The sequence below is a fragment of the Streptomyces luteolifulvus genome (assembly GCF_008806595.1).
GTDB lineage: Bacteria > Actinomycetota > Actinomycetes > Streptomycetales > Streptomycetaceae > Streptomyces > Streptomyces luteolifulvus.
This window is the reverse complement of record NZ_VZRB01000030.1, coordinates 67,357-87,884: the sequence shown is the minus strand read 5'-3', so window position 1 is coordinate 87,884 and position 20,528 is coordinate 67,357. Positions and strand designations below refer to the sequence as shown.

Below are 20,528 nucleotides of genomic sequence, written 5' to 3'. Positions count from 1 at the left end.
GGGTCGAGTCTACCCGTTGTCCAATTTTGAACGAGGGGGGTTGTTCAGATTTGGATTACCGACTAGCGTGAGCAATCACATTCATCCAAATTTGTACGACCGTCAGGAGGTCCATCATGACCGTCGCCGTGGAAACCGGCCTGTGGCAGCTCGACCCGACCGCCTCCACCGTCGCCCTGCGCCACAAGACGATGTGGGGCATGGTCACCGTGAAGGGCGCCTTCGCCGCGGTCGGCGGCCAGGGCGAGGTGCGGGCCGACGGATCCGCCGCCGGCACCCTGACCCTGGACGTCGCCTCCCTGGACACCGGCAACACCAAGCGCGACACGCATCTGCGGTCCGCCGACTTCTTCGATGCCGGCAACCACCCGCAGATCACCTTCGCCGCCCGCAGCGCGGAACTGCGCGGCGACACCGTGCAGGTCGTCGGCTCGCTCACCGTGCGCGGCATCAGCAGGCCGTTGTCCCTCACCGCGCGGCTTGCCGGTACCGAGGCCGACGCCCTCACCCTGGATGCCGAATTCACCGTGGACCGTGCCGAGTTCGGCATGGGCTGGAACCAACTCGGCATGATCCGCGGCCTGACCACGATCGCCACCACACTCCGTTTCACCAGGGCAGCGGCCTGACGGACGGCTGCCCGACGTGCCGAAACGGACCGTACCGGCTGGAAACGGGCGGGACATCCGGTCGTTGTGACGGTCGCGCACCGTGTCGCTGTTGGGCTGAACGGGTGACTTGGCGTAAGAATTGGCCGGTGCAGGCAATGAGTGCGAGTCAGGTCGGGGGGAGCCGGTGAACAGCTACGACGTCACCGATGAACAGTGGGAGGGGCTCGCCCAGGTGGTTCCGCTGCGCGGCCGGGACGCCTGGCCGTCCGCGGTGGACCACCGCTCGCTCCCGGACGCGGAGACCGAGACCCGCCGCCGTTTCGTCGTGCTGAGGGTCAATGTGTTCGCGGACGCCCGCGAGGTCGCCGAGACCCTGATGGCGGGCATCCCCGTCCTGCTCGACCTGACCGGCGCGGAGACCGAGGTCGCCAAGCGCGTCCTGGACTTCAGTACGGGCGTCGTCTTCGGCCTGGCGAGCGGGATGCACCGGGTCGACCGGAACGTCTTCCTGCTGACGCCGTCCGGGACCGAGGTGACCGGGCTCATGGAGGGGGCGGGGGTACCCGGCGCCTGAGAGCCTGTGTCACAGGCTCTGACGCCGGTCCCCCGATCGTAGGAAGGTCGCGGGGGAGGAACGGTTCGTCCTGACGGCGCGGGCCTACCGTCCGGGCATGGCCGAGTCCCTCCCCACGACCTCCCCTGCGATCACCCCGGCGCCGCCGGACCTCCCGAGACTCACCGAACTGCGCCTGTCCGCCTTCGCGGTGCACCGGCGCGCCGGATTCCCGCTCGGGGCGTGCACCCTCCTCGCCGGCCCCAGCGGCAGCGGCAAGACCAGCGCCCTCGGCGCGTACGAGGCACTCACCCGGCTCAGCGGCGGCGCGCCGCTCGCGGAGGTGTTCCCCGACCCCGTCGCCTGTGTGCCCGAACGGGCGCGGCCGGACGTCCAGCGGCGCCGCGGCTTCCGCATCGGCTGCACCGCCGAAGGCCCCGAAGGCCCCGTCCGGCTCGACGTCGCCGTCCAGGCCGAGCCCGAACTTCGCATCGTCGGCGAGCGGCTGACGTCCGGAGGCCTGGTCCTTTTGCAGACCGCGCTGCGCGACCCGGGGCGGCACGCGGTCGAGGCCGCCTGGCACACGGCCCCGTCGTCACCCGTCACCCGCGCCGCGCTGCCGGACGACCGGCTCGGCACCCCGCTGCTCCCGCTGCATGTGGCCGGCCGGACCGACGGGCAGCGCCGGGTGCTGGCCGCCGCCGAACAGATGGTGGTGGCCCTGCGGTCCGTCTTCGTCTGCGATCCCCGGCCGGAGCGGATGCGCGGCCCGGTACCGTCCGGCTCCGGGCGGCTGCTCGGCGGCTGCGACAACCTCGCCGACGTACTGGGGCGCACCCGGGCGGAGTGCGGCCGCCGACACGCGCTGCTCGTCGCGGCGGTGCGCGCCGGCTGCGCCGGACCGGTCACGGACGTCCGCGCCGAACCGCTCGGCGACGGGACGGTGCGGGCGGTGCTCCACCGCGGCGACGGCATCCGTACGACACTCGGGCGGCTGGGCGACGGCGAGCTGAGGTACCTGGCGCTGTCGCTGGTGCTGCTCACCGGTCCGGGCGTCCTGGATCTCGACGCGGCCGCTGAGGTGCCCGCCGCCCTGCAGACGCTCACGGTGCTCGCCGACGGGCTCGACCGGGGCCTGGATGCCCGGCAGCGGGAAGAACTCCTCCGGCTCGCGTCCCGGATGTGCGAGCGCGGGCACATCCGGCTCGTCGGCACGGTGAGCGACGTGTCATGGGCCGCCGGGGCGGACGGGGTCACGGTGGTACACCTGGATCCGTGACAGAACCTCTCGACGTGGCGAAACTGCAGCGCAGGCTGGCCGAGTTCGCGGCCGCGCGGAACTGGCAGCCGTACCACACGCCCAAGAACCTGGCCGCCGCGCTCAGCGTGGAGGCCTCCGAACTGGTCGAGATCTTCCAGTGGCTGACGCCCGAGGAGTCGGCCCGGGTCATGGACAACCCGGACACCGCGCACCGTGTCACCGACGAGGTGGCCGACGTGCTCGCGTATCTGCTCCAGCTGTGCGAGGTGCTCGGGATCGATCCGCTGGCGGCGCTGGACGACAAGATCGACCGGAACGAGCGGAGGTTCCCGGCACCGTAGGGACCCGGGAGAGTCGGGAGCCGTTCAGTCCGTTTTCACTCTCCGGAGTTAAATGCCCGCCCGAAACCGATTCGTTGTCCACAGATTTCCGTCTTCCTCTGGCTTTTCGTCCCGTTCAAGTTCACTCTGGGTAGTGAACAAAGGAGTTCGGGCGTGACGCGCCGACGGCGCGTCGGGACAGACGGGGGCAGCGCATGGACGCTGTGCGGCTCATCGTGACGAGCAGACGGGCTCTGGCGGGGACCAGTGACACGCCGGAGGTCATGACGGAGGTGTGGCAGGCACAGGCTCTGGCCCAGGCGATCGGCAGCCGTCTGGCGGTCTCGGGACCGCCGGAACTACGGGGCGAGGCACTGGGGTTGACCGAACTGGCGGGCAGAGGCTGCGGTGTGCTGACCACACCGGACCTCGACACCGAGGACCTGCTGGCGGCCCAGCTGACCGATCTGGGCGACGCCCGCCAGGCCCTGATGTACCTCGGCGGCCTGCTCGGTGAGGTGGGCATCGCCCTCGTCGGCCTCGCCTGCGCGGTGGACGACGAGACCACGTACTGGCAGTGCATGGAGGCCATCGACGCGGCGGACGAGTCGAGGGACCGGGTCCGCGACATGCTGCGCAAACTGGCGGACCGGGAGCAGGTGCTGCCGGAGCGGGAAGCGGGGTAGCCGAGGCCGGTTCCTGTGGAAAACCACTGGTCACGGCGGGCCCCGGCCGGAAGACTCAGGGGCATGTTCCTGACGATCTCGACCACCGGCACGCCGGAGCGCCCCGCCACCGACCTGGGGTTCCTCCTGCACAAGCATCCCGGAAAGGCGCAGGCGTTCTCCACGTCCTACGGCACGGCCCATGTCCTCTACCCCGAGGCCGACGCCGAACGCTGCACCGCGGGCCTGCTGCTGGAGGTCGATCCGGTCGCGCTGGTGCGGCGCGGCAAGGGCAAGGGACGCGGCGGCGCACCCGACGCGGCGCTCGCGCAGTACGTCAACGACCGCCCGTACGCCGCCTCCTCGCTGCTCGCGGTCGCGCTGAGCACCGTCTTCTCCAGCGCGATGCGCGGGGTGTGCACCGCCCGTCCCGAGCGCGCCGCGCAGCCGCTGCCGCTGTGCATCGAGGTGCCCGCGCTGCCCGCCCGCGGCGGCCCGGACCTCGTACGACGCCTGTTCGAGCCGCTCGGCTGGGCGGTGACCGTCGAACCGGTGGCGCTGGACAGCGAGTTCCCGCAGTGGGGCGACTCGCGGTATGTGCGCCTCGTGCTGGCGTCACAGACGCTGACCCTGGCCGAGGCCCTGCGGCATCTGTACGTCCTGCTCCCCGTCCTCGACGACGCCAAGCACTACTGGGTCGCCCTCGACGAGGTCGACAAGCTGCTGCGGGCCGGCGAGGGCTGGCTGCCCGGCCACCCGGAGCAGAATCTCATCACCAGCCGCTACCTGTCCCGGCGCTGGTCGCTGACCCGGCAGGCGAGGGAGGCACTGGAGCTGGTGCGGCTCGCCGAGGCCGACGACAGCGCGGTCGAGGAGATCGACAACGCGGTGGAGGCGGAGACGCAGACGGAGGAGAAGCCGACCCCGCTCGCCGTGCAGCGCCGGGACGCGATCCTCGCCGCGCTGCGCGAGTCCGGCGCCTCGCGGGTCCTCGATCTGGGGTGCGGACAGGGCCAGTTGGTGCAGGCGCTGCTCAAGGACCCGCGGTTCACGGAGATCGTGGGCGTCGATGTGTCGATGCGCGCGCTCACCATCGCCTCCCGGCGCCTGAAGCTGGACCGCATGGGCGAGCGGCAGGCTTCGCGCGTCAAGCTCTTCCAGGGCTCGCTGGCCTACACCGACAACCGGCTCAAGGGCTATGACGCCGCCGTGCTCGGCGAGGTGATCGAACACCTCGACCTGCCGCGGCTGCCCGCCCTGGAGTACGCGGTGTTCGGCGCGGCCCGCCCCCGGACCGTGCTGGTGACCACGCCGAACGTCGAGTACAACGTCCGCTGGGAGACCCTGCCGGCCGGTCATGTCCGGCACGGCGACCACCGCTTCGAGTGGACCCGCGAGGAATTCCGGGCCTGGGCGGAAGCGGTGGCCGAACGGCACGGGTACGGCGTGGAGTTCGTGCCGGTCGGCCCGGACGACCCGGAGGTGGGACCGCCCACCCAGATGGCCGTGTTCGAGACGAGGACCGTGAACGAGAAGGAGGCGAAGGCGGCATGACCGAGAACCGGACCAAGGGGCGTGTCCTGCCCGTCACCGACCTCTCCCTGGTGGTGCTCGTCGGCGCCTCCGGCTCGGGCAAGTCCACCTTCGCCCGACGGCACTTCAGGCCCACCGAGGTCATCTCGTCCGACTTCTGCCGGGGCCTCGTCTCCGACGACGAGAACGACCAGAGCGCGACCCGGGACGCGTTCGACGTCCTGGACTACATCGCGGGCAAGCGCCTCGCCGCGGGCCGTCGCACCGTCGTCGACGCGACGAGCGTGCAGCAGGACGCCCGCCGCCGGCTGATCGACCTGGCCAAGCAGTACGACGTGCTGCCCATCGCCATCGTGCTCGACGTACCCGAGGAGGTGTGCGCCGAGCGCAACGCGGCCCGCCCCGACCGGGCCGACATGCCGCGCCGGGTCGTCCAGCGCCACACCCGCGAACTGCGCCGCTCCCTCAGGCACTTGGAGCGCGAGGGCTTTCGCAAGGTGCACGTCCTGCGCGGGGTGGAGGAGGTCGAGAACGCCACCGTCGTCACCGAGAAGCGCTTCAACGACCTGACGCACCTCACCGGTCCCTTCGACATCATCGGCGACATCCACGGCTGCTCCTCCGAACTGGAGGCGCTGCTGGGCAAGCTGGGCTACGCCGACGGCGTCCACCCCGACGGCCGTACCGCCGTCTTCGTCGGCGACCTCGTCGACCGCGGCCCGGACAGCCCCGCCGTACTGCGCCGTGTGATGGCCATGGTCGGCTCGGGCAACGCACTCTGCGTCCCCGGCAACCACGAGAACAAGTACGGGCGTCACCTCAAGGGCCGCAAGGTCCAGCACACCCATGGACTCGCCGAGACCATCGAGCAGATGGAGGGCGAGAGCGAGGAGTTCACGCAGCAGGTACGGGAGTTCATCGACGGCCTCGTCAGCCACTACGTCCTCGACGGCGGGCGCCTCGTCGTCTGTCACGCCGGTCTGCCGGAGAAGTACCACGGCCGCACCTCGGGCCGGGTCCGCTCGCACGCGCTGTACGGCGACACGACCGGCGAGACCGACGAGTTCGGCCTGCCCGTGCGCTACCCGTGGGCGGAGGACTACCGCGGCCGGGCGGCCGTGGTCTACGGCCACACCCCGGTCCCCGAGGCCACCTGGCTCAACAACACCATCTGCCTGGACACCGGCGCCGTCTTCGGCGGCAAGCTCACCGCGCTGCGCTGGCCGGAGCGGGAGCTGGTCGACGTACCGGCCGAGCGGGTCTGGTACGAGCCGGCCAGGCCGCTGAAGTCGGAGGCGCCCGGCGGGCACGACGGGCGCCCGCTGGACCTCGCGGACGTGCACGGACGCAGGGTCGTGGAGACGCGGCACGCCGGCCGGGTCTCCGTCCGCGAGGAGAACGCGGCCGCGGCACTGGAGGTCATGAGCCGCTTCGCGGTGGACCCGCGGCTGCTGCCCTACCTCCCGCCGACCATGGCACCGACCGCCACGAGCCGCGTCGAGGGGTACCTGGAGCACCCGGCCGAGGCCTTCGCGCAGTACCGGGAGGACGGGGTCGCCCGGGTCGTGTGCGAGGAGAAGCACATGGGCTCGCGGGCGGTGGCCCTGGTGTGCCGGGACGCGGACGTGGCGCGCAAGCGGTTCGGCGTGGACCGGTCCACCGGATCGCTGTACACCCGCACCGGCCGCCCCTTCTTCGACGACGAGTCGGTGACGGAGGAGATCCTCGGCCGGGTGCGCGCGGCGATCACGGACGCCGGCCTCTGGGACGAACTCGGCACGGACTGGCTTCTGTTGGACGCCGAGCTGATGCCGTGGTCGCTCAAGGCCGCGGGTCTGCTGCGCAGCCAGTACGCGGCCGTGGGCGCCGCCTCCGGCGCCGTCTTCCCGGGCGCGCTGGCCGCCCTCGAGAGCGCGTCGGTGCGCGGTGTGGACGTGTCCGACCTGCTGGCGCGCCAGCGCGAACGGGCCGGTGCCGCGGCCGCGTTCACGGAGGCGTACCGCCGCTACTGCTGGACGACGGACGGCCTGGACGGCGTACGCCTGGCGCCGTTCCAGATCCTGGCGGTCCAGGGCCGCAGCCTCGCAGACCTGCCCCACGACGAGCAGCTCGCGCTGCTCGACCGGTTCGTCGAGCACGACGGCAGCGGCCTGCTCCAGACCACCCGGCGGCTCTACGTCGACACCGCGGACCCCGAGTCGGTGCGGGCGGGCGTCGACTGGTGGCTGGAGATGACCGGCCGCGGAGGCGAGGGCATGGTGGTCAAGCCGCTCGGCGCGGTCGTGCGCAGCGAAACGGGACGTCTGGTCCAGCCCGGCATCAAGTGCCGGGGCCGCGAGTACCTGCGGATCATCTACGGTCCCGAGTACACGCGTCCCGACAACCTGGCCCGGCTGCGTCAGCGGTTCCTCAACCACAAGCGGTCGCTGGCGATCCGCGAGTACGCGCTCGGTCTGGAGGCGCTGGACCGCCTCGCCGAGGGCGAGCCGCTGTGGCGGGTGCACGAGGCGGTGTTCGGGGTGCTGGCGCTGGAGTCGGAACCGGTGGATCCCCGTCTGTGACGGGGTGGTTCGGCGGCGTCACCCCACCAACCGCAGCCTCTGCGCGCACACGCCGACGCGGACCGTCTGTCCCCAGGTCAGTTCCATGGCGTCCCTCTCCATGCCGTCCCCGAAGGCGATCAGCCGTTCGGACTCGACGGTGAGGACGAGGGACGCCGGGGCCGAGAGGGCACCCGCCACCCTGGACGTACCGGTCGCCGGCGACGGCCAGGCCTCGCGGACGAACCACAGCAGACGGTCCTCGGTGGGGGCCGGGAGGGGAAGGGCGCTGCTCCGTTCCTGCCACACGGACTTGATCCAGCCCGTGGCGCCCGTGCCCGTCCCCACCAGCACCCCGGACGAGGCCTGGGCCTCGACGACACCCCCGTCGCCGTCGAGGCCCAGGCGGTAGCGGGCCGTCTGGTGGCCGGCCGCCCCGAGATAGATCTCGTTCAGGGCGACCAGCCGCTGGGTGTCGTCGGCCACGGCCTCGACCATGGTCAGCTCGTCGACCGCGGTGCCGGCCGTGAGCGCCGACGGCAGCAGGACCGCCGCGTCGGACGCCCGGTGCCGTACCAGCACGCCCGGATTGCGGCCGGGGTCCGTGTCGATCCCCACCACCGGCTGACCCGCGAGGTACTTGGCGGCGTTCGCCACCAGCCCGTCCTGCCCGACCACGACGACCACGTCCTCGGGCGCGAACAGGAACCGGTCCAAGTCGGCTCGCTCCACCCGGGTCTGACGCCATGTCAGCGGGACCGCCGAGGCGACCTCGGCCAGCGCCCGCCGGGCCCGGCGGTGCCGCTCGGCGACCTCCTCGATGTCACGGCCGCGCGAGGACAGGAAGAACGCGGCCTGCCCGTGGGTGCCGTGCCGGGCCACCAACTCCTCGTACTCCGTGGTGCGATGGACGAGCACGACCCGGGGTGCGAGGCTCACGCCCGCTCCTTGGAGCCCAGCTTCGCCAGCAGGCCGGTCAGCACGTCGGGCGAGATCGTCAGGCTGTCGATGTTCGGCAGGTTCTCCGCGAGACGCGTTCCGGTGAGGGCGTTCAGGACCGCCACGTCCACCTCACCGTGCACCTGCAGCCACGCCGCCTGAGCCTGCGCCCGCGCCTCACCCACCTCGCGCGCGCCCTCGGCCTCGGCGCGGGCCAGCCGTACGGAGCGGGCCGCCTCGGCCTCCGCGAGCCGCTCCGTCCGCTTCGCCTCGGCCTCCGCCAGCCGGACGTTCCGGGTGGCCTCCGCCTCCGCCAGCCGTACCGAGCGAGCCGCCTCGGCCTCGGCCCGTACCGCGTCCGCCGCCGCGTGCTCCTCCGCCTCGCGCCGGGTGTTGGTACCGCGCTGCTCGACCAACTGCTCCTCGCGGCGGGCGAGTTCGATCTGGCTGGCCAGCTCGTTCTCGGCGATCGTCCGCTCCCGCTCGACGGCCACGGCCCGCCGTTCGTACGTCGCCCGGTCGGCCTCCTGCTGGATCTGCTCGCGCGCCGGGGTGCGCAGTGCCCGCTCCACCTCCGGCTCGGGTCTGAGCGCCATCACGCGTACGGCCACCACCTCGATCCCGGTGGCCGGCAGCCGGGGCTCCGCGCCCAGGCCCGCCGCGACTCTCTCGCGCACGGCCGCCACGCCGTCTGCCAGTGCGGACGCGAGCGGCGTACGGGCCAGGACGTCCAGTGCGTGCTGCTGCGCCGTCTCCGTCAGCAGCGTGCCCAGCTGCTCCAGCGGCGCGCCCCGCCACACACCGGTGTCCGGGTCGATGGAGAAGTCCAGCCGGGCGGCGGCGAGCGCCGGATCGCCGATCCGGTAGGTGACCGTCGCCTGCACCGTCACGTCCTGGAAGTCGGAGGTACGGGCATGGAAGGTCATGGCCAGCTCGCGGTCGTCGACCGGCACTTCGGAGAGCGCGGCGGTCAGTGCCCGGAACCAGAAGCTGAGCCCCGTACCGTCGTGCGCCGGCCTGCCCGAGCGGTGGTGCCGGATGTGCGCCGTCGGGGCGCTGCGCAGATGGCGCCAGCCGAGGCGCCGGGTGATGTCGGCCATGGGACCCCCTCGCTTGATTTTCGTCATGAAGACGATAACGGGGGACGTGATTATCGTCAAGAGGACGAAAACGGGTGGTGGGAACGAGAAGTCAAAACAAGAAGACAAAACAAGAAGATGCAGAATCGGCCGAGCAGGGGGTGAATCCGGTCGCCGATGGTCAGGATGGAGGCATGGGATTCCACGTCGACTCCGAAGCCGGGCGGCTGCGCCGCGTCATCCTGCACCGGCCGGATCTCGAGCTCAAAAGGCTCACCCCCAGCAACAAGGATGCGCTGCTCTTCGACGACGTGCTGTGGGTGCGCAGGGCGCGCGCCGAGCACGACGGGTTCGCCGATGTGCTGCGCGACCGCGGCGTCGCCGTCCACCTCTTCGGCGACCTGCTCACCGAGGCCCTGGAGGTCCCGGCGGCGAGATCACTCGTCCTGGACCGTGTCTTCGACGAGAAGGAGTACGGCCCCCTCGCCACCGACCACCTCCGCGCCGCCTTCGAGACCCTGCCCGCGCGGGAACTGGCCGAGGTCCTGGTGGGCGGCATGACCAAACGCGAGTTCCTGGACGCGCACGCGGAGCCGACCTCCGTGCGCTTCCATGCCATGGACCTCGACGACTTCCTGCTCCGTCCGCTCCCCAACCACCTCTTCACCCGCGACACCTCCGCCTGGATCTACGACGGCGTCGCCATCAACGCCATGCGCTGGCCCGCCCGCCAGCGCGAGACCGTGCACTTCGAGGCCATCTACCGGCACCATCCGCTGTTCCGGGACGAGACGTTCAACGTCTGGTCGGAGGGTCAAGCCGACTACCCGTCGACCATCGAGGGCGGGGACGTCCTTGTCATCGGCCACGGCGCGGTCCTCATCGGCATGAGTGAGCGGACGACCCCGCAGGCCGTGGAGATGCTGGCGCACAAGCTGTTCGCGGCCGGCTCCGCACAGACGATCGTGGCGCTCGACATGCCCAAACGGCGCGCCCTCATGCACCTCGACACGGTGATGACGATGGTCGACGGCGACGTCTTCACCCAGTACGCCGGACTGGGCATGCTCCGCTCCTACACCATCGAGCCGGGCACGGGCGACAAGGAGCTGAAGGTCACCGACCATCCGCCGGAGCACATGCACCGCGCGATCGCCGCCGCGCTCGGACTGAGCGAGATCCGCGTCCTGACCGCGACCCAGGACGTGCACGCGGCCGAGCGCGAGCAGTGGGACGACGGATGCAACGTCCTGGCCGTCGAACCGGGCGTCGTCGTGGCCTACGAGCGCAACTCCACCACCAACACACATCTGCGCAAGCAGGGCATCGAAGTCATCGAGATTCCGGGCAGTGAGCTGGGCCGGGGGAGGGGCGGGCCACGCTGTATGAGCTGTCCGGTCGAACGTGAGGCCGTATAGGACTGTATAGAAATGCTAACCGTCGTATAGACTTCCAGGGTCATTGTTCACGTATCTCTGGAGCGCCCCCATGGCGACAGTCCCGACAGCCCTCGCCGGCCGCCACTTCCTCAAGGAGCTCGACTTCACCGACGAGGAGTTCCTCGGGCTGGTCGAGCTGGCCGCCGAGCTGAAGGCCGCCAAGAAGGCCGGGACCGAGACACGGCATCTGCGCGGCAGGAACATCGCGCTGATCTTCGAGAAGACCTCGACGCGCACCCGCTGCGCGTTCGAGGTGGCCGCCGCCGACCAGGGCGCCTGTACGACCTACCTCGACCCTTCGGGCTCGCAGATCGGCCACAAGGAGTCGGTCAAGGACACCGCGCGCGTCCTGGGCCGGATGTACGACGGGATCGAGTACCGCGGGGACAGCCAGGCGAAGGTGGAGGAGCTGGCGGCCTTCGCGGGCGTGCCCGTCTACAACGGCCTCACCGACGACTGGCATCCCACCCAGATGCTCGCCGATGTGCTCACCATGACCGAGCACTGCGCCAAGCCCGTGCAGGGGATCTCCTTCGCCTACCTCGGCGACGCCCGCTTCAACATGGGCAACTCCTATCTGATCACCGGGGCGCTGCTCGGCATGGACGTGCGCATCGTCGCGCCCAAGGAGTACTGGCCCGCCGAGGACGTCGTCACCCGGGCGCGTGAACTGGCCGAGAACAGCGGCGCCGCCGTTCTGCTCACCGAGGATGTCGCCGAGGGCGTGCGCGGCGCCGACTTCGTGGCCACCGATGTCTGGGTGTCCATGGGCGAGCCCAAGGAGGTCTGGGACGAGCGGATCGCCGCCCTCGCCCCGTATGCCGTGACCATGGACGTCCTGCGCGCCACCGGCAATCCGGACGTCAAGTTCCTGCACTGTCTGCCGGCCTTCCACGACCTTGGCACCGAGGTGGGCTGCGAGATCCACGAGGCCCACGGCCTGGACTCGCTGGAGGTGACGGACGAGGTCTTCGAGTCGGCTCACTCGGTCGTGTTCGACGAGGCGGAGAACCGTCTGCACACGATCAAGGCCGTGCTGGTGGCGACCCTCGCCTGACCCGGCTCACACCGGGCGCCGCGGCGGCGGAACCACCGGCAGCCGGAACCACACGGCCTTGCCCGACGCCGTCGCCCGATGACCGCAGGACGAGCTCAGGGCACGGATCAGCAGCAGGCCGCGCCCATGCTCCTGCCAGGGGTCGGGCTCCTCGCCCGCGGGACGCGTGAGATGGCCGGGCGGCGCCGGGTCGGCGTCGTGCACCTCCACCTGGCAGCCGGTCGGCAGCAGCGCCACCACCAGCTCTATCGGGGCGTCGCCGCGCGTGTGCTCCACGGCGTTCGCCACCAGCTCCGCCGTGAGCAGCTCCGCGGTGTCGCAGTCGGCCCCGTGCTTCAGCTCGGTCAGCGCCGCCCGGACCAGCGCCCGCGCCACGGGCACGGCAGCGGCCGTGTGCGGCAGCGCGACGCGCCAGGAAGCGGAGGCGGAGGGGCGTTCGTACAAGGCGGTTCCGTTCATGAGCAGGCTGTCCTGCTTTCAACCCGAAGAATGGTACGGCGCCGCCCCGCCGGGTCGTCGGACGGGCACCGTACGGGACCCTCGGCCCCGTTGCCGGGCGGCTTACCCGCGTCGACGGCCCCTCTCGCACACCTGCTCCCCACCGTTACCCGCCTATCGACGAGCCGTGACGGAGGCGACGGAATGTGACGGGACGGGGTCATATCCGAAGGGAGCTATCGCGCACTCGTGACGACAGTCAAAGATGGGTGATAGCTTCGACGGGTAGAGCTCCGTGAGCCCGTGCCCGCCGTCCGTACGAGGAGGCCGCACCTCATGAGTCCCTTCACCGGCTCCACCCGCCGCACCCCCCGCTGGCAGCATCTGCGCGTCGACCTCACCGACGCCGTCGCCACCGTCACCCTGGAACGCCCCGACAAGCTCAACGCCCTCACCTTCGGCGCCTACGCCGACCTGCGCGATCTGCTCGCCGAGCTGTCCCGGGAGAGGTCCGTACGGGCCCTGGTGCTGGCCGGCGAGGGACGCGGGTTCTGCTCCGGCGGCGACGTGGACGAGATCATCGGTGCGACGCTGGCCATGGACACCGCCCAGCTCCTCGACTTCAACCGGATGACCGGGCAGGTCGTGCGGGCGGTACGGGAGTGCCCGTTCCCGGTGATCGCGGCGGTGCACGGGGTGGCGGCGGGCGCCGGAGCCGTGCTGGCGCTCGCGGCGGACTTCCGGGTCGCCGACCCCACCGCACGCTTCGCCTTCCTCTTCACCCGGGTCGGCCTGTCCGGCGGCGACATGGGGGCGGCCTATCTGCTGCCCCGGGTCGTCGGACTCGGCCACGCGACCCGGCTGCTCATGCTCGGCGAGCCGGTACGGGCACCCGAGGCCGAGCGCATCGGCCTGATCAGCGAACTCACCGAGGAGGGCCACGCGGACGAGGCCGCCGGGGCGCTGGCCCGCCGCCTCGCCGAGGGCCCGGCCCTCGCCTACGCCCAGACGAAGGCCCTGCTCACCGCCGAACTGGACATGCCGCTGGCGGCTGCGGTCGAACTGGACGCTTCCACCCAGGCGCTGCTGATGAACGGCGAGGACTACGCGGAGTTCCACGCGGCGTTCAAGGAAAAGCGCCCTCCGAAATGGAAGGGGCGGTGAGCATGCCCACACCAGGGGCGCGGGGCAGTGCCGACATGCGGCTCGGCCGCAGGGCACGACCAGCCGAAACGGACCCGCAGCCGCCCGAGACGACCAGCCACGCCCTACGAGTGGCGATCATCGGCGGCGGCCCCGGCGGCCTCTACTCCGCCGCCCTGCTGAAGCGCCTCGACCCGGCCCGCGAAGTGACCGTCTGGGAACGCAACGCCCCCGACGACACCTTCGGCTTCGGCGTGGTCCTCTCCGACGAAACGCTCGGCGGCATCGAACACGCCGACCCCACGGTCTACGAGGCCCTCCAGCGGGACTTCATCCGCTGGGACGACATCGACATCGTCCACCGCAGCACCCGCCACACCTCCTCAGGACACGGCTTCGCCGCACTGGGCCGACGACGCCTCCTGGAGATCCTGCACCAGCGCTGTCGTGAACTCGGCGTCGACCTGCTCTTCCGCTCCGAAGCGCCGCCCCCCGCGCAGCTCGCGGCGTCGTACGACCTGGTCATCGCCGCCGACGGTGTGCACAGCACCACCCGCGAGGCCTACGCCCCCATGTTCCGGCCCCATGTGGCCACCCACCACTGCCGCTATATCTGGCTGGCCGCCGGCTTCGCCTTCGACGCCTTCCGTTTCGAGATCGCCGAGACCGAGCACGGCGTGATGCAGCTGCACGGCTACCCGTACGCGGCCGACGCCTCGACCGTGATCGTCGAGATGCGGGAGGAGGTCTGGCGCGCGGCCGGTTTCGGGGAACTCGGCGAGGACGAGTCCGTCGAGCGCTGCGCCAAGATCTTCGCGGACGCGCTCGGCGGCCGGCCCCTGCGGTCCAACAAGTCGGCCTGGACCACTTTCCGCACGGTGGTCAACGAGCACTGGTCGCACGGCAATGTCGTCCTCCTCGGCGACGCCGCCCACACCGCCCACTTCTCCATCGGCTCCGGCACCAAGCTCGCCGTCGAGGACGCCCTCGCGCTCGCCGCCTGCCTGGAGGAACAGCCGTCGCTGGAGCGGGCGCTGGCCGCCTACGAGGCGGAGCGCAAACCCGTCGTCGCCTCCACCCAGCGCGCCGCCCACGCCAGTCTGGAGTGGTTCGAGAACCTGGGACTGTACCTGGACCAGCCGCCCCGCCAGTTCGCCTTCAACCTGCTCACCCGCAGCCGCCGCGTCACCCACGACAACCTGCGCCTGCGCGACGCGAGCTTCACCGCGGCCGTGGAGCGCGACTTCGGCTGCCCACCCGGCACGCCCCCGATGTTCACGCCGTTCCGGCTGCGCGGGCTGACCCTGCGCAACCGGGTCGTGGTCTCGCCGATGGACATGTACTCGGCCACGGACGGTGTCCCCGGCGACTTCCATCTCGTCCATCTGGGGGCGCGGGCGCTCGGCGGCGCCGGCCTGGTGATGACGGAGATGGTGTGCGTCAGCGCGGAGGGGCGGATCACCCCCGGCTGCACCGGCCTCTACACCGGCCGGCAGGCCGACTCCTGGAAACGCATAGTGGACTTCGTGCACGCGCAGGCGCCGGGCACCGCGATCGGTGTGCAGCTCGGCCACAGTGGGCGCAAGGGCTCGACCAAGCTGATGTGGGAGGGCATGGACGAGCCCCTGGAGGACGGCAACTGGCCCCTCGTGGCCGCCTCCCCGCTCCCGTACAAACCGGAGAGCCAGAGCCCGCGCCAGCTCTCCCGGGCCCAGCTCACCGACATCCGCGAACAGTTCACGGCGGCCGCCTGGCGGGCCGCCCGCGCGGGCTTCGACCTCCTCGAACTGCACTGCGCACACGGTTATCTGCTCTCCGGCTTCCTCTCCCCGCTGACCAACCGGCGCACCGACGCCTACGGCGGCTCGCCCGAGAAACGGCTCCGCTTCCCGCTGGAGGTCTTCGACGCCGTACGGAAGGTGTGGCCGGAGGAGAGGCCCCTCACCGTCCGTATCTCCGCCACCGACTGGGCGGAGGGCGGGAACACGGCCGGGGACGCCGTCGAGATCGCCCGGGCGTTCGCCGCGCACGGTGCCGACGCGATCGACGTGTCCACCGGGCAGGTCGTCGCCGACGAACAGCCGGAGTTCGGGCGGTCGTACCAGACACCGTTCGCCGACCGGATCCGCCACGCCACCGGTGTCCCGGTGATCGCGGTCGGCGCCATCTCCTCCTGGGACGACGTCAACTCCCTCATCCTGGCCGGTCGTACCGACCTGTGCGCGCTCGCCCGGCCGCACCTCTACGACCCGCACTGGACGCTGCACGCGGCGGCGGAGCAGGGCTACGTGGGTCCGGGCGTCGTCTGGCCGGCCCCCTACCGAGCGGGCAGCCGCCGCCCGCAGACCGGGCGTACGGATGCGCCGAAGCCCCGGCTGACATTGGGGAGTTGACGAGCGATCAGCCGCGAGTGCGCTCGGCAGCCCGTCACACGCCCGCGAAGACCGCCCCCGCGTCCCGCAGTCGCTCGTGCAGCGCCCGGAACACGGCGGCCGAGTGCGCCCCCGGCCAGTCCCCGGGCAGCAGCCGGGCGGGCAGGCCGGGGTCGGTGTAGGGCAGGTGCCGCCAGGAGTCGAGGGCGAGGAGATAGTCGCGGTAGGCCTCCTCGGGCGGGGTGTCCGCCCGGCCCTCCCAGTCGTGCAGCACGCGTGCGTGCCGGTCGAGGAACGCCTCGTGCGCCTTGGCGATCGCGGCCAGGTCCCACCAGCGTGCCACGGCCCCGGCGGTCGGCGTGAAGCCGAGGTGCTCACCGCGGAAGAAGTCCACGTACGGGTCCAGGCGCAGCCGATGGAGGGTGTGCCGGGTCTCCTCGTACAGCCGGGCCGGGGCGATCCACACCCCGGGGGCCGCCGTACCGAAGCCGAGACCGGCCAGCCGCGAGCGCAGCACGTGCCGCTTCTGCCGCTCGGACTCCGGCACGGAGAACACCGCGAGCACCCAGCCCTCGTCCTCGGGCGGCGTGGTGGCGTAGATGCGCCGGTCACCGTCGTCGAGCAACTGGCGGGCGTCCGGCGAGAGTTCGTACCCGGCGGCGCCCTCCGCGGTACGGGCGGGCCGGAGCAGCCCGCGCCGCTTGAGCCGTGACACGGACGACCGTACGGAGGGGGCGTCCACGCCCACCGCGGCCAGCAACCGGATCAGCTCGGCGACGGGCACCGGGCCGGGCATGAAGCGGCCGTACGCGCCGTAGAGCGTGACGATGAGAGACCGGGGAGCGTGCGGGTCGGACACATTGATCATCTTAGGACGTCGACATCACGGCTGGTCACCCCCGGTGCGCAACTTGAACCGCTGCAACTTGCCGGTCGCCGTGCGCGGCAGCGCGTCCAGGAAGACGATCTCGCGCGGGCACTTGTAGGGCGCGAGTTCCGCCTTCACGAAGGCCCGCAACGCCTCGGCGTCCCGCGGCGCGCCCTCTCTGAGGACCGCAAAGGCCACGACCACCTGACCGCGCGCCTCGTCGGGCCGCCCCACCACGGCCGCTTCGAGCACGTCCGGGTGACGCAGCAGGGCGTCCTCGACCTCCGGGCCGGCGATGTTGTACCCGGCCGAGATGATCATGTCGTCGGCGCGGGCGACGTAGCGGAAGTAGCCGTCGCCCTCGCGGACGTAGGTGTCCCCGGTGATGTTCCAGCCCTCGCGCACATACGCCCGCTGCCGCGGGTCGGCGAGATACCGGCAGCCGACCGGTCCGCGCACGGCGAGCAGCCCCGGCTGGCCGTCGGGTACCGGTTCGCCGTTCTCGTCCTGCACGCGCGCGTTCCACCCCGGTACGGGAACTCCCGTCGTCCCGGGCCGGATGTCCTCGTCCGCCGCGGAGATGAAGATGTGCAGCAGCTCGGTGGCGCCGATGCCGTTGATGATGCGCAGCCCGGTCCGCTCGTACCAGGCCCGCCAGGTGGCCTCGGGCAGGTTCTCGCCGGCCGACACACAGCGGCGCAGCGACGAGACGTCGTACGCGGCCAGCTCGTCGAGCATCGCGCGGTACGCCGTCGGCGCGGTGAACAGCACGGAGACCCGGTGCTCGGCGATCGCGGGCAACAGCTGCCTCGGACCGGCCTGTTCGAGGAGCAGGGCGCTGGCGCCGGCCCGCATCGGGAAGATCACCAGCCCGCCGAGTCCGAAGGTGAAGCCGAGCGGGGGACTGCCGGTGAAAACATCGTCCACACGGGGTCTGAGCACATGCTGCGAGAAGGTGTCGGCGATCGCCAGCACATCCCGGTGGAAGTGCATACAGCCCTTGGGACGTCCGGTCGTGCCGGACGTGAAGGCGATCAGCGCGACGTCGTCCGCGGCGGTGTCCACGGCCGGGTACGGCGTCTCGGGCGCCGGACGGCGCAGCAGGTCGTCGGGGGCGTCACCGCCGTAGGTCGCGATCCGCAGGCCCGGGACCTCGGCCTTGGCGAGGTCGTCGACGGCCCGGACGTCGCACAGCGCGTGCCGTACCCGTGCGATCTCGCACATTGTGCCCAGCTCGTGCGGGCGCTGCTGCGCCAGCACGGTGACGGCGACCGCGCCCGCCTTCAGCACCGCCAGCCAGCAGGCCGCGAGCCAGGGAGTGGTGGGCCCGCGCAGCAGCACCCGGTTGCCCGGTACGACGCCCAGGTCGCCGGTGAGCAGGTGCGCCAGGCGGTCCACGCGGGCGCGCAGCTCTCCGTAGGTCCAGGTCCCGCCCGTGGCCGTACGGAACGCCGGGCGGTCCCCAGGAGGGCCGCCGAGCAGCTCGGCGGCACAGTTCAGCCGGTCGGGGTACCGCAGCTCGGGCAGGTCGAAGCGGAGCTCGGGCCACTGGTCGGGGGGCGGGAGATGGTCGCGCGCGAAGGTGTCGACATGGGCCGAGACGTTCATGACGGTTCGCCCCCTTGTTGTGGTGGGCTCTCGGTCGTGGGTGGGCTCGCGCTGTCAGCGGGCTCGCGACAGGAGCGTATCGCGTTGGTGACGACAGTCAACAGAGCGCGATATCGTTCGACGGGAGGGTGGCTGAAGGGTCACGAGGAGAGAGGACCGGCGATGCCCGCATTCTCGCTCGATCCGGCACACACCGCATGGTGCGCCGAACTGCGCACCCTGGCCGCGGAGCGGCTGCGCCCGCTCGCCGACAAGGGAGAACCCGGGCACGTCAACCGCCCCCTCGTCGCCGAGCTCGGCCGGCTCGGCCTGCTGTCACGCCTGTTCACCTCCGGCGCCGTCGACCTCTGCCTGATGCGCGAGTCCCTGGCGTACGCCTGCACCGAGGCCGAGACCGCGCTCGCCCTTCAGGGCCTGGGCGCACACCCGCTCCACAGCCACGGCACCCCGGCCCAGCGCGACCGCTGGCTGCTCCGCGTGACCGAGGGCACCGCGGTGGCCGCGTTCGCGCTGAGCGAGCCGGGCGCGGGCTCGGACGCGGCGGCACTGGCGCTGCGAGCGGAACACGCGGAACACGGGGAACACGCGGAACACGGGGAACACGCGGAGCACGGGGAACCCGGGGGAGCCGAGCCCGACGCCCGCCCTCCGGACGCTGCGCCCGACGGCCGGGCTCCGGACGCCGAACCCGACGGCCCCGCCCGCTGGCGGCTGACCGGTGAGAAGTGCTGGATCTCCAACGCCCCCGAAGCCGACTTCTACACCGTCTTCGCCCGCACGACCCCCGGCGCCGGAGCCCGTGGCGTGACCGCATTCCTGGTGCCCGCCGACCGCCCCGGTCTGACCGGCACGGCCCTCGACATGCTCTCGCCCCACCCCATCGGAGCCCTGGACTTCGACGCCGTGCCGGTGACGGCGGACGATGTGCTCGGCGAGGTCGACCAGGGCTTCCGGGTCGCCATGGGCACCCTCAACCTCTTCCGCCCCAGCGTCGGCGCCTTCGCCGTCGGCATGGCGTCGGCGGCGCTGGACGCGACCCTCGCCCACACCTCCCGCAGGGACGCGTTCGGCGGCAAGCTCAAGGATCTGCAGACCGTCGCCCACCAGGTCGCCGAGATGGCCCTGCGCACCGAGGCGGCGCGCCTCATGGTGTACACGGCGGCGACGGCGTACGACGAAGGCGCCCCCGACGTCCCCAAGCGTGCCGCGATGGCGAAACTCCTCGCCACCGAGACCGCGCAGTACGTGGTCGACGCGGCCGTCCAGCTCCACGGCGCCCGCGCCCTGCGCCGTGGTCATCTCCTCGAACACCTCTATCGCGAGGTCCGCGCCCCGCGCATCTACGAGGGGGCGAGCGAGGTCCAACGCGGCATCATCGCCAAGGAGTTGTACGCCGAACTGGAGGCCGGAGCATGACCGCCGAGCGGCTGAACCCGCCCGAACTCTCCCCGCCGACCGGCTTCTCCCACGCGGTGGTGGCCAGCGGCTCCCGGCTTGTGTTCCTGGCCGGCCAGACCGCCCTGGACACCGACGGCAAGGTGGTCGGCGACACCCTCCCCGAGCAGTTCGAGCGGGCCCTGGCCGGTCTCCTCACGGCCCTGCGCGCCGCCGGCGGCACCCCCGCCGACCTCGGCCGGGTCACCGTCTACACCACGGACGTGGCCGCGTACCGCACCCATGCCGCCGAACTCGGAGGCATCTGGCGCCGGTTGGCCGGCCGCGACTACCCGGCCATGGCGGTCGTCGAGGTGGTGCGCCTGTGGGACGAGCAGGCGAGGGTGGAACTCGACGGCTTCGCGGTGCTGCCGTAGGGCCTGCCGTGATGGGCCGCAGGGCCTGCCGTGGCCGGGCCGACGGCCGGGTGGCGGTCAGGCGGCGATCGTCAGCGGGCCGACGGGCGCGCGGTGCGGCGTCACGATCCGGCCGTCGGGCAGCAGTTCGCCCGTGTCGTCGAAGACGATCGCGCCGTTGCACAGCAGGTTCCAGCCCTGCTCGGGGTGGGCGGCGACGACGTGCGGAGCGTTTGCGTCGGCTGCGGGGCACGAAGGCTGGTGGGCACACATGGCGCACCTCCACGTCGGTGGGACCATCCGTATGGGTCT

Annotated in this window: 19 protein-coding genes; 13 read left to right on the top strand and 6 right to left on the bottom strand. The window is 71.8% G+C overall.

Going from position 1 to position 20,528, the window contains the following annotated elements; genetic code table 11:
• Window positions 1–116 precede the first annotated feature (116 nt).
• The 7 genes from F7R91_RS32110 to F7R91_RS32080 all read left to right on the top strand — a co-directional run bounded on the left by F7R91_RS32110 (window position 117) and on the right by F7R91_RS32080 (window position 7,504).
• Window positions 117–629 carry a YceI family protein gene (locus F7R91_RS32110; RefSeq protein WP_150954978.1) on the top strand — a complete coding sequence of 171 codons (513 nt, stop codon included), beginning with the start codon at window positions 117–119 and terminating at the stop codon, window positions 627–629.
• Between the two features lie 166 nt (window positions 630–795).
• Window positions 796–1,185, top strand: coding sequence for a cell division protein SepF (locus F7R91_RS32105; RefSeq protein WP_191971713.1), 390 nt, complete (start codon window positions 796–798; stop codon window positions 1,183–1,185).
• Window positions 1,186–1,282: 97 nt separating this feature from the next.
• Window positions 1,283–2,443, top strand: coding sequence for an AAA family ATPase (locus F7R91_RS32100; RefSeq protein ID WP_150954973.1), 1,161 nt, complete (start codon window positions 1,283–1,285; stop codon window positions 2,441–2,443).
• Window positions 2,440–2,766: a nucleotide pyrophosphohydrolase gene (locus F7R91_RS32095; protein WP_150954970.1), complete on the top strand. Its 327-nt coding sequence runs from the start codon at window positions 2,440–2,442 to the stop codon at window positions 2,764–2,766. The genes F7R91_RS32100 and F7R91_RS32095 overlap by 4 nt, the downstream gene beginning before the upstream one ends.
• Before the next feature lie 194 nt (window positions 2,767–2,960).
• Window positions 2,961–3,431, top strand: coding sequence for a DUF6099 family protein (locus F7R91_RS32090; RefSeq protein ID WP_150954967.1), 471 nt, complete (start codon window positions 2,961–2,963; stop codon window positions 3,429–3,431).
• 63 nt (window positions 3,432–3,494) lie between these two features.
• On the top strand, window positions 3,495–4,964 hold the full coding sequence (locus F7R91_RS32085; protein WP_150954964.1) for a 3' terminal RNA ribose 2'-O-methyltransferase Hen1: 1,470 nt from the start codon (window positions 3,495–3,497) through the stop codon (window positions 4,962–4,964).
• On the top strand, window positions 4,961–7,504 hold the full coding sequence (locus F7R91_RS32080; protein ID WP_150954961.1) for a polynucleotide kinase-phosphatase: 2,544 nt from the start codon (window positions 4,961–4,963) through the stop codon (window positions 7,502–7,504). The genes F7R91_RS32085 and F7R91_RS32080 overlap by 4 nt, the downstream gene beginning before the upstream one ends.
• An 18-nt stretch (window positions 7,505–7,522) precedes the next feature.
• Here F7R91_RS32080 and F7R91_RS32075 read toward each other — a convergent pair whose 3' ends face one another.
• Together F7R91_RS32075 and F7R91_RS32070 are read right to left on the bottom strand one after the other, a co-directional pair.
• On the bottom strand, window positions 7,523–8,422 hold the full coding sequence (locus F7R91_RS32075) for an NAD(+)/NADH kinase (RefSeq protein WP_150954959.1): 900 nt from the start codon (window positions 8,420–8,422) through the stop codon (window positions 7,523–7,525).
• A complete protein-coding gene (locus tag F7R91_RS32070) occupies window positions 8,419–9,522 on the bottom strand; it encodes an SPFH domain-containing protein (RefSeq protein ID WP_150954956.1) in 1,104 nt (367 codons plus the stop codon). Before F7R91_RS32070 ends, F7R91_RS32075 begins: the two co-directional genes overlap by 4 nt.
• A gap of 173 nt (window positions 9,523–9,695) precedes the next feature.
• Between F7R91_RS32070 and F7R91_RS32065 the strand changes: the two genes are divergently transcribed.
• Together F7R91_RS32065 and argF are read left to right on the top strand one after the other, a co-directional pair.
• Window positions 9,696–10,919: an arginine deiminase gene (locus tag F7R91_RS32065; RefSeq protein WP_150954953.1), complete on the top strand. Its 1,224-nt coding sequence runs from the start codon at window positions 9,696–9,698 to the stop codon at window positions 10,917–10,919.
• Window positions 10,920–10,989: 70 nt separating this feature from the next.
• Window positions 10,990–11,997 (top strand): ornithine carbamoyltransferase, encoded by a 1,008-nt coding sequence (gene argF, locus F7R91_RS32060; RefSeq protein WP_150954949.1) that lies wholly within the window; start codon window positions 10,990–10,992, stop codon window positions 11,995–11,997.
• A 6-nt stretch (window positions 11,998–12,003) separates the two neighbouring features.
• On the opposite strand, the gene F7R91_RS32055 is transcribed toward argF, so the two are convergent.
• Entirely contained in the window at window positions 12,004–12,456 is a 453-nt protein-coding gene (locus F7R91_RS32055; protein ID WP_150954946.1) for an ATP-binding protein, read from the bottom strand.
• 315 nt (window positions 12,457–12,771) lie between these two features.
• Between F7R91_RS32055 and F7R91_RS32050 the strand changes: the two genes are divergently transcribed.
• Entirely contained in the window at window positions 12,772–13,599 is an 828-nt protein-coding gene (locus tag F7R91_RS32050) for an enoyl-CoA hydratase family protein (RefSeq protein ID WP_150954944.1), read from the top strand.
• A 2-nt stretch (window positions 13,600–13,601) separates the two neighbouring features.
• Window positions 13,602–15,971 carry a bifunctional salicylyl-CoA 5-hydroxylase/oxidoreductase gene (locus F7R91_RS32045; protein WP_225320893.1) on the top strand — a complete coding sequence of 790 codons (2,370 nt, stop codon included), beginning with the start codon at window positions 13,602–13,604 and terminating at the stop codon, window positions 15,969–15,971.
• 34 nt (window positions 15,972–16,005) lie between these two features.
• Here F7R91_RS32045 and F7R91_RS32040 read toward each other — a convergent pair whose 3' ends face one another.
• On the bottom strand, window positions 16,006–16,818 hold the full coding sequence (locus tag F7R91_RS32040) for a PaaX family transcriptional regulator (RefSeq protein ID WP_150954936.1): 813 nt from the start codon (window positions 16,816–16,818) through the stop codon (window positions 16,006–16,008).
• Window positions 16,819–16,833: 15 nt separating this feature from the next.
• A complete protein-coding gene (locus F7R91_RS32035) occupies window positions 16,834–18,426 on the bottom strand; it encodes an AMP-binding protein (protein ID WP_150954933.1) in 1,593 nt (530 codons plus the stop codon).
• A gap of 162 nt (window positions 18,427–18,588) precedes the next feature.
• On the opposite strand from F7R91_RS32035, the gene F7R91_RS32030 reads away from it, so the two are divergent.
• Together F7R91_RS32030 and F7R91_RS32025 are read left to right on the top strand one after the other, a co-directional pair.
• Window positions 18,589–19,842: an acyl-CoA dehydrogenase family protein gene (locus F7R91_RS32030; RefSeq protein WP_150954929.1), complete on the top strand. Its 1,254-nt coding sequence runs from the start codon at window positions 18,589–18,591 to the stop codon at window positions 19,840–19,842.
• A complete protein-coding gene (locus tag F7R91_RS32025) occupies window positions 19,839–20,237 on the top strand; it encodes a RidA family protein (RefSeq protein ID WP_150954926.1) in 399 nt (132 codons plus the stop codon). Before F7R91_RS32030 ends, F7R91_RS32025 begins: the two co-directional genes overlap by 4 nt.
• Before the next feature lie 57 nt (window positions 20,238–20,294).
• Here the strand turns inward: F7R91_RS32025 and F7R91_RS32020 are convergent, their stop codons facing one another.
• A complete protein-coding gene (locus F7R91_RS32020; protein ID WP_150954923.1) occupies window positions 20,295–20,489 on the bottom strand; it encodes a DUF5999 family protein in 195 nt (64 codons plus the stop codon).
• Window positions 20,490–20,528: the final 39 nt, after the last annotated feature.

Excerpts from the sequence above, each read along its gene's own strand:
- F7R91_RS32110 (WP_150954978.1), top strand. The coding sequence starts at position 117 with ATGACCGTCGCCGTGGAAACCGGCCTGTGGCAGCTCGACCCGACCGCC.
- F7R91_RS32100 (WP_150954973.1), top strand. The coding sequence starts at position 1,283 with ATGGCCGAGTCCCTCCCCACGACCTCCCCTGCGATCACCCCGGCGCCG.
- F7R91_RS32090 (WP_150954967.1), top strand. The coding sequence starts at position 2,961 with ATGGACGCTGTGCGGCTCATCGTGACGAGCAGACGGGCTCTGGCGGGG.
- F7R91_RS32085 (WP_150954964.1), top strand. The coding sequence starts at position 3,495 with ATGTTCCTGACGATCTCGACCACCGGCACGCCGGAGCGCCCCGCCACC.
- F7R91_RS32080 (WP_150954961.1), top strand. The coding sequence starts at position 4,961 with ATGACCGAGAACCGGACCAAGGGGCGTGTCCTGCCCGTCACCGACCTC.
- F7R91_RS32070 (WP_150954956.1), bottom strand. The coding sequence starts at position 9,522 with ATGGCCGACATCACCCGGCGCCTCGGCTGGCGCCATCTGCGCAGCGCC.
- F7R91_RS32065 (WP_150954953.1), top strand. The coding sequence starts at position 9,696 with ATGGGATTCCACGTCGACTCCGAAGCCGGGCGGCTGCGCCGCGTCATC.
- argF (WP_150954949.1), top strand. The coding sequence starts at position 10,990 with ATGGCGACAGTCCCGACAGCCCTCGCCGGCCGCCACTTCCTCAAGGAG.
- F7R91_RS32055 (WP_150954946.1), bottom strand. The coding sequence starts at position 12,456 with ATGAACGGAACCGCCTTGTACGAACGCCCCTCCGCCTCCGCTTCCTGG.
- F7R91_RS32050 (WP_150954944.1), top strand. The coding sequence starts at position 12,772 with ATGAGTCCCTTCACCGGCTCCACCCGCCGCACCCCCCGCTGGCAGCAT.
- F7R91_RS32045 (WP_225320893.1), top strand. The coding sequence starts at position 13,602 with ATGCCCACACCAGGGGCGCGGGGCAGTGCCGACATGCGGCTCGGCCGC.
- F7R91_RS32040 (WP_150954936.1), bottom strand. The coding sequence starts at position 16,818 with ATGATCAATGTGTCCGACCCGCACGCTCCCCGGTCTCTCATCGTCACG.
- F7R91_RS32035 (WP_150954933.1), bottom strand. The coding sequence starts at position 18,426 with ATGAACGTCTCGGCCCATGTCGACACCTTCGCGCGCGACCATCTCCCG.
- F7R91_RS32030 (WP_150954929.1), top strand. The coding sequence starts at position 18,589 with ATGCCCGCATTCTCGCTCGATCCGGCACACACCGCATGGTGCGCCGAA.
- F7R91_RS32025 (WP_150954926.1), top strand. The coding sequence starts at position 19,839 with ATGACCGCCGAGCGGCTGAACCCGCCCGAACTCTCCCCGCCGACCGGC.
- F7R91_RS32020 (WP_150954923.1), bottom strand. The coding sequence starts at position 20,489 with ATGTGTGCCCACCAGCCTTCGTGCCCCGCAGCCGACGCAAACGCTCCG.